Source organism: Streptomyces sp. NRRL S-340 (assembly GCF_000720185.1).
GTDB lineage: Bacteria > Actinomycetota > Actinomycetes > Streptomycetales > Streptomycetaceae > Streptomyces.
The window spans coordinates 59,977-72,394 of record NZ_JOIY01000028.1 but is presented as its reverse complement, the minus strand read 5'-3'; the positions used below and the strand labels follow the sequence as shown (position 1 = coordinate 72,394).

General features: G+C 73.4%; 11 protein-coding genes. 5 read left to right on the top strand and 6 right to left on the bottom strand.

Annotated features, from left to right (window positions below; genetic code table 11):
• Positions 1-40: 40 nt before the first annotated feature.
• The 4 genes from fabD to IG64_RS22380 all read right to left on the bottom strand — a co-directional run bounded on the left by fabD (position 41) and on the right by IG64_RS22380 (position 4,989).
• Positions 41-1,039 carry an ACP S-malonyltransferase gene (gene fabD / locus IG64_RS22395; protein WP_078884144.1) on the bottom strand — a complete coding sequence of 333 codons (999 nt, stop codon included), beginning with the start codon at positions 1,037-1,039 and terminating at the stop codon, positions 41-43.
• Complete coding sequence (locus tag IG64_RS22390; protein ID WP_037858987.1) at positions 1,039-1,281, bottom strand: acyl-CoA carboxylase subunit epsilon; 243 nt, start codon at positions 1,279-1,281, stop codon at positions 1,039-1,041. Before IG64_RS22390 ends, fabD begins: the two co-directional genes overlap by 1 nt.
• Positions 1,278-2,909, bottom strand: coding sequence for an acyl-CoA carboxylase subunit beta (locus tag IG64_RS22385; RefSeq protein WP_234438590.1), 1,632 nt, complete (start codon positions 2,907-2,909; stop codon positions 1,278-1,280). Before IG64_RS22385 ends, IG64_RS22390 begins: the two co-directional genes overlap by 4 nt.
• A gap of 211 nt (positions 2,910-3,120) precedes the next feature.
• Positions 3,121-4,989 carry an AfsR/SARP family transcriptional regulator gene (locus tag IG64_RS22380; RefSeq protein ID WP_051813204.1) on the bottom strand — a complete coding sequence of 623 codons (1,869 nt, stop codon included), beginning with the start codon at positions 4,987-4,989 and terminating at the stop codon, positions 3,121-3,123.
• Between the two features lie 248 nt (positions 4,990-5,237).
• Here IG64_RS22380 and IG64_RS22375 point away from each other — a divergent pair, with 248 nt between their 5' ends.
• Positions 5,238-5,708, top strand: coding sequence for a nuclear transport factor 2 family protein (locus IG64_RS22375; RefSeq protein ID WP_037858985.1), 471 nt, complete (start codon positions 5,238-5,240; stop codon positions 5,706-5,708).
• Positions 5,709-5,785: 77 nt separating this feature from the next.
• Positions 5,786-6,682 carry an alpha/beta fold hydrolase gene (locus tag IG64_RS22370; RefSeq protein WP_051813203.1) on the top strand — a complete coding sequence of 299 codons (897 nt, stop codon included), beginning with the start codon at positions 5,786-5,788 and terminating at the stop codon, positions 6,680-6,682.
• Positions 6,683-7,263: 581 nt separating this feature from the next.
• On the opposite strand, the gene IG64_RS22365 is transcribed toward IG64_RS22370, so the two are convergent.
• Positions 7,264-7,980, bottom strand: a complete 717-nt coding sequence (locus IG64_RS22365; RefSeq protein ID WP_051813201.1) for a 4'-phosphopantetheinyl transferase family protein — start codon at positions 7,978-7,980, stop codon at positions 7,264-7,266.
• A gap of 20 nt (positions 7,981-8,000) precedes the next feature.
• Positions 8,001-8,258: an acyl carrier protein gene (locus IG64_RS22360; protein WP_037858984.1), complete on the bottom strand. Its 258-nt coding sequence runs from the start codon at positions 8,256-8,258 to the stop codon at positions 8,001-8,003.
• A gap of 473 nt (positions 8,259-8,731) precedes the next feature.
• Between IG64_RS22360 and fabF the strand changes: the two genes are divergently transcribed.
• The 3 genes from fabF (at position 8,732) to epsC (ending at position 12,371) form a co-directional block, all read left to right on the top strand.
• Positions 8,732-9,970: a beta-ketoacyl-ACP synthase II gene (fabF, locus tag IG64_RS22355; protein WP_037858982.1), complete on the top strand. Its 1,239-nt coding sequence runs from the start codon at positions 8,732-8,734 to the stop codon at positions 9,968-9,970.
• A gap of 445 nt (positions 9,971-10,415) precedes the next feature.
• The gene (locus IG64_RS22350; protein ID WP_051813199.1) at positions 10,416-11,618 is read left to right on the top strand and encodes an FAD-dependent oxidoreductase; all 1,203 of its coding nucleotides are present in this window, start codon (positions 10,416-10,418) and stop codon (positions 11,616-11,618) included.
• A 39-nt stretch (positions 11,619-11,657) separates the two neighbouring features.
• Entirely contained in the window at positions 11,658-12,371 is a 714-nt protein-coding gene (gene epsC, locus IG64_RS22345) for a serine O-acetyltransferase EpsC (RefSeq protein WP_420709958.1), read from the top strand.
• Positions 12,372-12,418: the final 47 nt, after the last annotated feature.

Genomic DNA, 12,418 nt, shown 5'->3' with positions numbered 1-12,418 from the left:
GGCCGGACGAGTGCGGCGGGCCGGCGGCTGCCGGGGTGTGTCAGGACGCCACCGGCTCCTGCCAGGTGTCCGGCACGAGGGAGGAGCAGAGCTGCGTCAGGCGGCGGGGGTCCCCGCTGGAGCGGGTGCGGACCTCCTGGAGCGTCCGGCCGGCGAGCCCGCTGAGCACCCGGCCGGGGCCGATCTCGGTGTACGCGCTCACCGGGTGCCGTGCGGCCGTGCGCAGCACCTCGACCCAGCGGACGGGGCCGGTGAGCTGGCGCCGCAGCAGTTCCCTGGCCTCCTCGCCCGAGCGGACGTAGGTGCCGGAGACCGAGCTGATCACCGGCAGGACCGGATCGGCGAACGGCCGGGCGGCGAGCGCCTCGGTGAACTCCTCCTCCACCGCCTGCATCAGCGAGCAGTGGAAGGGGGCGCTCACCTTCAGCGGCACGACCCGCTCGGCACCGGCGCGCAGCGCGACCCGGCCGGCCTCCTCGACGGCGCGGGCGTGCCCCGAGATGACCGTCTGCAGCGGCTCGTTGTAGTTCGCGACCTGGACCAGGCCGAAACCGTCGGCGTCGGCACAGGAGGCCAGCACCTTGTCCGCGGGCAGGCCGAGGACGGCCGCCATCGCGCCGGGCACCTCAGCGGCCACCTCGCCCATCAGCCGGCCGCGCAACCGGACCAGTTCCAGGGCCGATTCCAGGGACAGCACGCCCGCGGCCACCAGGGCCGGATACTCACCGAGGCTGTGGCCCGCGGTCGCCTCGGGCCGGTAGCCGGCCGTCCGCAGCACCTCCCACACGGCGAGGCTGGTCGTGGCGATCGCGGGCTGGGTGACCTCGGTGCGGGCGAGTTCCGCGGCGCTTCCGCTCACGCAGATCTGCGACAGCGGCAGGCCCAGGATCTCGTCGGCACGGGCGAACAGCCGCCGGGCCGAAGGATAGGTGTCGAGCAGGTGCGCGGCCATGCCGGGCCGTTGCGAGCCCTGCCCTGGGAACATGGCCAGGCAGCTGGTCCGCGTGCCGTGGCCGTCGAGGCCGGTCCGACCGGTCATCAGGTACTCCTTCCATGAGTCGGTGCGGGGGTGCGCTGCCAGCCGGCCGCGTCGGGTGCGGCGGCCGGCTCGGGGCGGTTCCAGGCGCCCGGCCGGCCCCAGCCGCGGCCGGTGGCCCGCGGCGCCTCCCGCGGGCCGGGGGCACGGAGCACCGCGGTGAGCACGACCAGCAGCGCGGCCAGTTCCTCCGGCGTCGGATTGCCCCGCAGCACCGACAGCGGGGTGGGCGGTGGCGTGTTCACAGCGGCTCGTTCCCGTGCTTGCGCAGCGGCTGCCTGGCCCGCTTGGTGCGCAGCATGTCCAGGGACTTGATCAGCACCCGCCGGGTGTCCGCCGGGTCGATGACGTCGTCCACGTGACCGCGCCGGGCGGCGACGAAGGGGTTCATCAGCTGCTCGGTGTACTCGGCCACCAGCTCGCGGCGCGCCTTCTCCGGCTCCGCCGCCGAGCGGATCTGCCGGCGGAAGATGATGTTGGCCGCGCCGTCGGCGCCCATCACGGCCGTCTGGTTGGACGGCCAGGCGAACGACAGGTCGGAGCCGATCGACTTGGAGTCCATGACGATGTACGCGCCGCCGAACGCCTTGCGCAGGATGACCTGCACGCGCGGCACCGTCGCCTCGCAGTACGCGTACAGCAGCTTCGCGCCGCGCCGGATGATCGCGTTGTGCTCCTGGTCGGTCCCTGGCATGAACCCCGGCACGTCGACCAGTGTCACGAGCGGGATGTTGAACGCGTCGCAGGTGCGCACGAACCGCGCGGCCTTCTCCGAGGAGTCGATGTCGAGCACCCCCGCCATGGCGGCGGGCTGGTTGCCGACGATGCCCACCGTGTGGCCGTCCAGGCGGGCCAGGGCGCACACGATGTTCGGCGCCCACCTCTCCTGGACCTCCAGGTAGTCGCCGTCGTCCACGATGTGGCCGATGACCGTCCTGATGTCGTACGGAGTGCGGTCGTCGACCGGCACCAGGCGCAGCAGTTCCTCGCAGCGCCGGTCCGGTTCGTCCAGCGGCCGGGTGTACGGCGGCGTCTCGGCGTTGTTCGACGGCAGGTAGGAGAGCAGTTCCCGCACGCCCTCGAAGCAGGACTCCTCGTCCGGGGCGACGAAGCTCGCCACGCCGGTCCGCGTGCCGTGGGTGTAGGCGCCGCCCAGCTCCTCCTGGGTGATCTTCTCGCCGGTGACCGCCTGGACCACGTCGGGCCCGGTGATGAACATGTTGGCCATGCCCTCGACCATGAACGTGTAGTCGGTGAGCGCGGGGGAGTAGACCGCGCCGCCCGCACACGAGCCGAGCACGACGCTGATCTGCGGCACCACGCCCGAGGCGCGGACGTTGCGGGCGAAGAGCTTGCCGAAGCCGGCCAGGGCGTCGATGCCCTCCTGGATGCGGGCGCCGCCGCCGTCGTTGAGTCCGATGACCGGCGCGCCGACGGAGTCGGCGAGGTCGAGGAGCTGGTGGATCTTCGCGGCGAACGTCGCGCCCAGCGCGCCGCCGCGTACCCGGGCGTCATGGGCGAAGACGAAGACCGTACGGCCGTCGACCTCGCCCCAGCCCGTGATCACTCCGTCGCCCTCGGGGTGGGAGTCCTCCATGCCGAAGCCCGTCGCCCGGTGCTCGGCGAACAGGCCGAGTTCGGTGAACGTGCCCGGGTCGAGCAGCATCTCGATGCGCTGACGGGCCAGCAGCTTGCCCTTGGAGAGATGGCGGGCGTCGGCCTCCGGGTCGTGGCCGAAGTGGGCCTCCGCCCGGCGGGCGGTCAGCTCGTCGGTCAGATCCGTCATCGTCGCGGTGCGTGCCGGTGCCGTGCTCTCGGGGTCGGTCTGGTCGAGGTCAGGCAGCACGGCCTGGGGAGCGTCCGGAAGAGCCATTGCGGTCCCTCTCTGTCCTGCCCTGTCGCTTCGGGGCCTTCACAGCAACCCTCGGCCACGGGGATGGGCGCGGGCCTTGAGCGGGTCTTGACGGGACTGGAGCGCCTCTTGACCGGGGGTGTAAACCCAGGCCGGCGCCTGTGAGCCGGGGTGCGGTGAGGGGCTCCGGGACGTGCGCGGCGAGCCCTGCGCACGGGCGTCCCGGAGCGAGTCAGACGGTGGGCTGGACGGCCTCGGCCACCTCGTCGGCGTGGCCCGTCCTGAGTTCGGCCGCGAAGCTGCGCTGCAGGCCCTCCAGCCGGTAGCGGGTGGGCAGGTCGGCCGCGGGGGGCTCGGCCACGGTCAGGAAGTGGGCCTCCACCAGCTGCTCGCAGGCGTCCTCGATCGTCGCGAAGTCCTTGCCCAGCACCGGGCACGCCAGATCGGCGTCGAACTCGGACACCGTCAGGTCGGCCAGGCAGCGCAGCACCTCACGGGCGTCGTCGGGCAGCGCGTTGTAGGACGCGGTGAAGCTGGCGCGCACGCTCAGCGAGCTGTGCGTCAGCTCGTCGAGCCGCCGCCGCTCGTCGCTCAGCCGGTCCGCGTAGCGGCGCAGCGACCAGTGGGGCCGGGAGCTGAGCCGTACGGCGGCGGCGCGCAGGGCGAGCGGCAGCCCGCCGCAGTACCGGGCGATCGCGGCGGCCGCGGCCGGCTCCTGGGTGACCCGCTCGCCGCCCAGCAGCCGGGCCAGGAGCCGCACACTGTGCCCGTGCGGCAGCTCGGCCAGGTTCAGGACCCGGGCGCCGAGCGGCGTGCTGAGCCGTCCCCTGCTGGTGAGCAGCACGGCGGACTCCCCGCTGCCCGGCAGCAGCGGCTGCACCTGCTCGTCGTCGAAGGCGTCGTCGAGCGTGATCAGCAGCCGGCGCCCGGTGAGGGCGAGCCGGTAGACCTCGGCGCGCTCGTCGGGGTCGGCCGGGATCTCGTCCGGGTCCGTCCCGAGCGCGCGCAGCAGCCGCCCCAGGATCGCGTGCGGATCAGCGGGACGCGTGCCGCTGCCGCGCAGTGCCGCGTACAACTGCCCGTCCGGGAAGGCGGACTGGAGCCGGTGACCCAGCCGCACGGCCAGCGCGGTCTTGCCGACCCCGCCGCCGCCGACGACCAGCACGGCCGGCGGCTGGGTCACCGAGGGATGCGTCAACGTCCGCTGAGCCAGGTCCAGTTCGCGCTCGCGGCCGGTGAAGTCGGGGAGGTCCAGCGGCAGCATGTGCGGTACCGCGGACGAGGGCCGGACCGGGAGGGAACGCGTCCCGCCGCCGTGCGGCTCCGCGTTCCGCTCGGGCACCGGGGCGGCAGCGGCCGCCTCGCCGCGCAGGATCGTCTCGTAGAGCTGCTGCACCCGCCGCGAGGGGTCGGTGCCGAGTTCCCTGGCGATCAGCGCGCGCATCGACTGGTAGTGCTCCAGGGCGTCGACGCTGCGCCCCTCCAGGTACAGGGCGAGCATCAGGCGTTCGCCGAGCTGTTCGGAGAGCGGGTCGGTCAGCAGGGCGGCGCGCAGCTCCGCGAGGACGGCACCGGGGCGCTCCAGCCGGATCTCGGTGTCGGCCCACTGGCTGAGTGCCTCGTGGTGCAGCTGCCGCAGCGTCTCGCGGACCCGGGCCGCCCAGTCGCTGTGCATGCCGCCCAGCGCGTCCCCCCGCCACAGGGTCAGCGCCTGCTGGAGCAGCACGCTGCGTTCCTGGTCGCCGAGCGTCTCCTGCTGGGCGTCCTTGAGCAGGCGGCGGAACCGCACCAGGTCCACCGCGCCGGGATCCATCGAGACCAGGTAGCCGGCCGGCGACCTGACCAGGCCGATCGGCTCGGGCAGGTCCGCCGAGGCACGGGCCAGCGCGCGGCGCAGCCGGGTGACGTAGGTGTGGACGACGTTGCGGACCCCGGCGGGCGGCCGGTCCCCCCAGACGCGGTCGACGAGGGACTCCAGCGGCACCGGCCGCTCGGGATCGACCAACAGGGCGCCGAGGATGCTGCGTTGCCGTGCGGGGCCGATGTCGGCCAGGGCGCTGCCCGTCCACAGTTCTATCGATCCCAGTATCCGGATCTCCATCGAAGACCACCCGTCCCTTCCGTGGCCGGAAAACTAACTCCGGCCGGTGCAGCCCTCCTCGATTCCTGCTCTGCCCCGACGGAGCGGTTCGTTCCGCTTGCCCGCCGGGTCCAGGGCCGCCGGACCTGCGCCCTTCCCGCGCCGCCCGCGAGTGGCGGTCGCGCTCCAGCGGAGCACGAGGGACAGGCGAGGGGAGCGGCCTAGCGTCACCGGACGAACCGAACAAGCCACTGCCTGAAGGAGTCCCCATGGCCACCGAGGAGCACGAGTTCACTCTGCCCGGCGCGGACCTGCCGCAGCCCGACGAGGACCTGCGCAAGCGGCGCGAGGCGGTCGTCATCGAGCACACCGTCGCCGAGGGCGCCTGGGACATCGACGGAGTGATCGCGACGTTCCCGCGCGGCGGCGTGTACCGCGTCATCCCGTTCGAGGAGTCCCCGCTGATCGGTGAGGAGGCCATCAAGAAGGGCTACTTCGCCGAACTGCAGAAGGCCTTCCCGGTCGCGGACCACAGCCTGTTCCACGTCCACCACACGCCGACCGCCGTGATCGTGGAGGCGCAGTTCCGCGCCAAGCAGGAGGCGGACTGGCGCGGCATCCCCAACCGGGGCAAGACGGTCGACGCCCCCGTGGCGATCTTCTTCCACTTCGACGGCGACGTGCTGATCGACGAGACGCTCTACTTCGACATGGCCACCTTCGCCCGTCAGCTCGCCTGAACCCCCGCGCCGGGGCGCCCCCAGTCGGCGCCCCGGAGGCCCGGGTCCCGCCCACCGCCGACCGACAAGGACCACCCATGAGCGTGTCCAGGACGGACCGGAAGACCAAGCCGCAGCCGACCCACTCGGCGGGGGTGCGCCCGATCCTCCTCGAGGCAGCGGGCCTCACCCTGTCCGGCCTGCTGGCCGAGCCCGACGGCCCGCCGCGGGCCACCGTCGTCGCCGTGCACGGCGGTGGCATGCTCGCGGGCTACTTCGACGGGCAGGTCCACCCCGACCTGTCCCTGCTCACCCTCGGTGCCCGCCTCGGTTTCACCGTGCTGGCCCTCGACCGGCCCGGCTACGGCAGGTCCGCCCGGCAGATACCCGCCGGCATGACCCTCGGCGAGCAGTCCGCCGTGCTCTCCGCGGCACTCGACGCCTTCGCCGCACGGCACGCCGTGGGGCGGGGCTTCCTGCTGCTCGCCCACTCCTACGGCGGCAAGCTCGCCCTCACGACCGTCGCGGACACCCCCGGCCTGCTCGCCCTCGACGCCTCCGGCGTCGGCCACCGCTTCAGTGCCGGGCCCGCCGGCCGGCGGCTGCGCCGCAACCTCGACTGGGAGCGCAACTGGGGCCCGCTGAGCCTGTATCCGGCGGGCACCTTCCGCGCGGCCGAGGCCCTGGTCGCGCCCATGCCCGAGCGCGAGGCCTCCGAAGTGGACCTGTGGCCGGAGATGTTCGAGGAACTGGCCCCCCGGATCGACATCCCGCTGCGGCTGACCTTCGCCGAGCACGAGGGCTGGTGGGTGCACGGGGAGGAGGACCTCGGCCACCTGGCCTCCCGGCTGGCCAAGGCCCCCGTGCTCCGGATCGGGCACCAGCCCCGCGCGGGCCACAACATCAGCCTCGGTCTGGCCGCACGCTCCTACCACCTGAGCGCGTTCGCCTTCTTCGAGGAGTGCCTGCAGTCCGCCGCGGAGACCCGTCCGTGAACCCGGACGCGCGCTGATCCTCCCGTCCGGGCCCCGCGCCGACGCGGCCGGGCCGGCCGGCGACGACCGGGTTCCCGTAGCCGGAGACCTGGCCGGGCACCGTACCGTCCGGCGCGGAAGGCGATGCCGTGCGGCGGGAGGGCGCACCGTGAGACTTGATGGCGAACAGAAGGGGAGCCCGGGCCGGGCTCCCCTTCTGTTCGGAGCTTTCACCGCCCGCCCGCCCGCGCCGCGTCCGTGCACGCGGCGCGGGCAGGCGGCCGGTCCGCGGACCGGCCCGCAGGCGCCCGGGCTCGGCCGGCCCGCCTCCAGTGGTCGCACGGACGTCACCGCTCCTGCGACCGCTCCGGCCGGCCGGTCCGGTGAGCTGTGCGGTCACAGCCCCGGACCCGCGGATCCGCGGCCCGAAGCCGTACCGGGGTGAGGCCCCCCAGGGCCCCCTGGAGGCGCGGCCGGTCGCCCGCTCGACCGCGCAGGCGCGGTCATCCGGATACGGCGCCGTACGGCGTCCCGCGCCCGCGCCCGCCCCACGGCGGGCACCGGCCCGCTCCCGGGTGAGAGCCCCGCCCTCTCGGACCGCCCTACGAGCCCCGCCCGGCCGGCGACGACGCGGGCGACGGCAACGCCGCTTCCAGGCGGACCGGTTCGGTGCCCACCGCCGAGACCAGGGCACCCAGACGGGGATCCGTCAGGTCCGTGAAGCAGAGGTCCCCGAAGCGCAACGGAGTCCCGTCCGCCAGGCCGTCGAGCGGAAGCTCCGAGAGGTCGAGACGGCCGAGTGCGTCCAGGTCCGTCCTGCCGATCTTGATCAGTGCCTCCTTGCGGACCCACTGGCGCAGGAAGGCGCGGCCGGGGTCCGCGTCCGCGGCCACCAGGGCACGCTCGGTGGCGGTGAGCGCACGGTCCATGAGCCCGGGGCCGTGGACGCGTCCCAGACGCTCCACGTCGACGCCCACCGGGACGTGCCCGGCGGCCGCGGCCACCACGCCGTCGGTGTGGGACAGGCTCAGATGCACGTCGGGACGGCCCGCGAGCAGCGGCCTGCCGTGGTCGGTCCCCTGGCACGTCGGGCAGCGCTGGCCGAAGGGCACCTCGGCCGGGGCGACGCCCAGCAGCCGCCCCGCGCAGAACCGGACCAGGACGTGCGCGGCGAGGAAGTCCCGGCGGGCCGGCTCCCGGCGGAACCGTGCGAGGCGCGCCCGTTCCCGGGCGTTGAGCAGGTGCGTCCCCGCCGCCGGATGCCGCAGCACCTCGTCGGTGCCCGCCGCCACGGCCACCGGGCCGTCCGTGTCAGTCATCTCCGCGGCGCGGGTCGCCGTCAGCGGCCGTCGGCGCCGGCCAGGACGCGGTCCACCAGCCCGCCGACGGTGACCCCGGCCAGTTCGGCGCGACGGATGTTCACGCCGTACTCGCGCTGCACCGTGACCAGCAGGTCGGCGAGGTCGAGCGAGTCGATCTCCAGCGTGTCGATGACGGTCTCCGCGGAGGTGTCCTCCTCCGGAATTCCGAGGGCGACGAGTTCGGTGCGGAGCAGCCCGTGCACGGACTCCGCAGTCACCTCAGTGGACTGGGACATGGAATTTCTCCTCATGGTTGCGCGGAAAGCGAGCCGCGGGCGGTGTGGATGCGCTTTCACACTCTCTCCAGTCGCACTCGACAAATCCTTGAACGGAACTGGAAGAATGCTTGATGGATTCCCGAAGAATGCTGGAATTTCCTTGACGGGCGGAGGGGGAGAAGTGTGCGTCATCGGGGTGGTCCGGAGAATCCGGTCCCGGGGGCGAGGGTGGCGCGATCCCGCCCGCCATCTGCCTGGAACCGGCCGTGACCTGTGCAAACACTCCTGATGGCGGAGTTCGGGTGAGCCGTGAAGAACACCCGCGGGGGACCCGCACGCGCGGTCGCGGCAAGGCGCCGGCCTTTTCTTCGATCTCTGCGATTTTCCACTGTGGCACCGGCTCGCTCCGGTGTCCAGATTGAGGCCTGCGACGCGGGAAGGCACCTCGGGGAGTATTGCCCGCGCCGATCGGCCCGCGTATTGTCGGTGCAATGCATGATGACGTCGTAATCACAGGCATAGGCGCGCTGACTCCGGTCGGAAATGACCGGGAGAGCAGCTGGGAAGCGATCGTGGCGGGCCGGTCGGGCGTCGGGCCCATCACCGCTTTCGATCCCGCAGGAATGGACACCCGGATCGCCGCCGAAGTGAAGTCGTTCCGGCCTTCCGAGCATTTTGACGCCAAACGCACCCGGCGCATCTCGCGGTTCACGGCCTTCGCCGTCGTGGCGGCGCGCGAGGCCGTGGCCGACGCGAAGCTGGACATCGACGACGACAACCGGGACCGGGTGTCGGTCGTGGTGAACGCCGGGGCGGCGGGCTTCGACACCATCGAGGCGGCCACCAGGCTGCTGGTCGACGGCAAGGAACCCAGCTCCTACTTCGTCCCCTACTCGCTGACGAACATGCCCAGTTGCGAGGTGGCGATCGACCTCGGCGTCCACGGCCCGGTCAACGCCAACGCGCTGGCCTGTGCGAGCGGTCTGTACGCGCTGCTGGACGCGCGGCGGCTGATCCTCTCCGGCGAGGCGGACGTGGTCGTCTGCGGCGGAACCGAGGCGGTGATCACGCGGTCCTTCATGAACGGCCTGTCCACCCTGGGCGCGCTCTCCCGGCGCAACGACGACCCCACCCGGGCGAGTCGTCCCTTCGACGCGGACAGGGAAGGGTTCGTGCTGGGCGAGGGGGCGGTGATCATGGTCCTGGAGTCCGCCGAACACGCCCGCCGGCGCGGGGCCACCCCGTACGCCGTCGTCAGCGGCGGCGCGTTGACCTGTGACGCCTTCCACGTCACCGCCCCGCACCCGGAGGGCGAGTTCGCCACGGCCGCGATCAGGACCGCGGTGCAGCGGTCCGGGATCGCGCCCGAGGACCTCGACTACATCTGCGCCCACGGCACCTCCACCAAGGCCAACGACCGCACCGAGTCCAGGGCCATCCGCGCGGCGCTCGGCGCGGCGACGGACCGGATCGCCGTGAGCGGTCCGAAGTCGAGCGTCGGCCACATGGTCGGCGGCGCGGGCGCCCTGGGCGCGATGCTGTGCGCCCTGGCCATCCGGGACGGGGTCGTGCCGCCCACGATCAACCTGGACTCGCCCGACCCCGAGTGCGACCTGGACCATGTGGCCAACGTCGCGCGGCGGACGCCCGTGCGCACGGCGATGGCGAACGCCTTCGGGTTCGGCGGCCAGAACTGCGTCGCGGTGTTCAGCGCCCCGGAGCCCGCCTGAGAGAGGACGCCCGGCCCCCGGGGCCGGCAACGCCCAGGAGCCCTGCCGGGCCTCGTCGGGCCCAGTCCGGTCGCAGGCGCCCGGGTGACCGCGGACCCGCTCCTCACTCCGCGGGCCGGACACACCGTCCGCGCCTGCCCGGACCCTTGGCCGCGCTCGTCCGGCCCGGCGAGCCGGTGCGGCCGCCGGTCGCAGCCCGCCCCGTGTCCCACGTCACCGGCCCCCGGCGCCGCGCCGGCTCAGGGCGCGTCGACGGCCGCTCACCGTACGCCCGTCGGGCGCGGTGAGCCGGGCCGTCGGGTGACCTCGTACCCCCCGGCCGGGTCCGCCCGGCGTCACCCGGCGGCTGAGCAATATCAGAGATGGACGAACGGTCCGGAGACCACATGCTTGTAGCCATGTATGACAGGAGCACCGACAATCCGGCGGCCCCGGCGGTGCGGCCATGACGGCCAGGCGGTTCACCGCGACCGTCGTCGGCGGCGGCATCGGCGGACTGGCCGCGGCGGCGGCACTCGCACGGTGCGGCCTCGAAGTGACGGTCCTCGAACGCGCACCGAGCTTCGAGCCCGCGGGCTCGGGCCTGATGCTCTACCCGAACGGCGTCGCCGCCGCGGACGCCATCAGCAACCGGCTCGGCCGGCGCATCCGCGAATCCGGACACGTGGTACGGCCGCAAGAGCAGCGCGTGCTGCTCAGCTCCTCCGGCCGGATCCTCGCCCGCGAGAAGATCGGCCGGCTGGGCTGGCCCGACGGCACCCCGCCGATCTCCATCCTGCGCACAGCCGTACAGGACGCGCTGATCGACGAGGTCTCCGCCGCCGGTGCCGAGGTCCGCATGGGCACGGTGGTGAGCGACTACGCGACGGACGGCGGCCCCGTCTCCTTGCGGCTGTCCGACGGCAGCACCCGCTGCGCGGACCTGCTGGTGGCCGCGGACGGGATCTGGTCGGCGGTGCGCGAGCAGATGCTCGCGGACGGACCGCCCCGCTACTGCGGGTACACATCGGTGCGCAGCCACACACCCGGCGACTGGCCATGGCCCCAGGGCTTCGTGGCCAACGGGAACGGCGTCCAGATTTTCGCCGCTCCGGTCGCCGACGGCACGCTGTACTGGACGGCCAAGATCACCGCGCCGCCCGGAACCTGGCGGCCGCTCGGCCCGGAGGCGGCGCAACGACGGCTGGGGGAGCTGATCGCCGGATGGCCGGCCCCGATCGTACGGCTGGTCGCCGGCAGCGACCCCGCCGACGTCGCGGTCACGGACGTCCACGACCGTGACCCCGTGTTGCGGTGGGTCGACGGCCGCGTGGTCCTGCTCGGCGACGCGGCGCATCCCATGGCCCCCGCCCTCGGACAAGCGGCGAACATGGCGCTCGAGGACGCCGTCGTCCTCGCCTCGGAGCTGCGCACGCACGTCGTGGACGGCGGCCGCGGCGACTTCGGGTCCGCGCTGCGCGCCTACCAGCGCCAGCGCGTGGAACGCACCACCCGGGTGGTGCTCCTCTCCCGCCGCCAGGGTCTGCTGGACCAGGGAGCGGGCAAGGTCCAGTCGCTCGTGCGCAACACCGCCATGAGTCTGCGCCGGCGCAAGGATGCGGCGCTCCACGAGATCACCCGGTGGGCCGTCCCGGCCTCCGCGGCGTGACCCCGCCGACGTTTCCAGCCACACGGCCGGGAGGACACGATGAACAGGCAACGACGATCCGGCCCGGATCCGTCCCGGCACGACACCGGCGCACGGGCGGGCATGGTCCTCGCCACCGGGCGCGAGGCCGGCCGGGGGAGGCCGGATCCGGCCGCGGAACCCGACCGGCCGAAGCGATACGGACCGGCGGATCTGATCCGCCTGCTCGCCGAGGACGTCCGCACCATCGTCGAGCGCGACCCGTCCGTACGCACGGTCGCGGAAGCCCTGCTGCATCCGGCACTGCCCGCCCTGGGCGTCCACCGCGTGGCGCACCTGCTCCACGGACGCGGCGCCCGGCTGACGGCGCGCGCCCTGATGACCTGCGCCCGGGCGCTCACCGGTACGGAGATCCACCCCGGTGCCACACTGGGCCGCAGAGTCCTCATCGACCACGGTGCGGCCGTGGTGATCGGCGAGACAGCGGTGGTCGGCGATGACGTGACCATCTATCACCAGGTCACCCTCGGAGCGGTCGGCTGGTGGCGGGACAACCGCAGGCTGCCCGGAGAACGGCGCCACCCGGTCATCGGCAGTGGTGCCGTGCTGGGCGCCGGCGCCACCGTCCTCGGACCGGTGGACATCGGCGACAGAGCGGTGATCGGAGCACAAGCCCTCGTCCTGACGGATGTGCCGGCTGACACTCACGTGGTGGCCGAGAAGGCGGTGCGAAAAGCGCATGGCGCGCTGCCGGAAATAGCGTGGATGCCCTGATCAGCAGGCCTGTTCCGCGTCATCTCGTCCTCGCCCCGGAAGAAGCG

Excerpts from the sequence above, each read along its gene's own strand:
- fabD (WP_078884144.1), bottom strand. The coding sequence starts at position 1,039 with ATGACCGGTCGGACCGGCCTCGACGGCCACGGCACGCGGACCAGCTGC.
- IG64_RS22385 (WP_234438590.1), bottom strand. The coding sequence starts at position 2,909 with ATGGCTCTTCCGGACGCTCCCCAGGCCGTGCTGCCTGACCTCGACCAG.
- IG64_RS22380 (WP_051813204.1), bottom strand. The coding sequence starts at position 4,989 with ATGGAGATCCGGATACTGGGATCGATAGAACTGTGGACGGGCAGCGCC.
- IG64_RS22375 (WP_037858985.1), top strand. The coding sequence starts at position 5,238 with ATGGCCACCGAGGAGCACGAGTTCACTCTGCCCGGCGCGGACCTGCCG.
- IG64_RS22370 (WP_051813203.1), top strand. The coding sequence starts at position 5,786 with ATGAGCGTGTCCAGGACGGACCGGAAGACCAAGCCGCAGCCGACCCAC.
- IG64_RS22365 (WP_051813201.1), bottom strand. The coding sequence starts at position 7,980 with ATGACTGACACGGACGGCCCGGTGGCCGTGGCGGCGGGCACCGACGAG.
- IG64_RS22360 (WP_037858984.1), bottom strand. The coding sequence starts at position 8,258 with ATGTCCCAGTCCACTGAGGTGACTGCGGAGTCCGTGCACGGGCTGCTC.
- fabF (WP_037858982.1), top strand. The coding sequence starts at position 8,732 with ATGCATGATGACGTCGTAATCACAGGCATAGGCGCGCTGACTCCGGTC.
- IG64_RS22350 (WP_051813199.1), top strand. The coding sequence starts at position 10,416 with ATGACGGCCAGGCGGTTCACCGCGACCGTCGTCGGCGGCGGCATCGGC.
- epsC (WP_420709958.1), top strand. The coding sequence starts at position 11,658 with ATGAACAGGCAACGACGATCCGGCCCGGATCCGTCCCGGCACGACACC.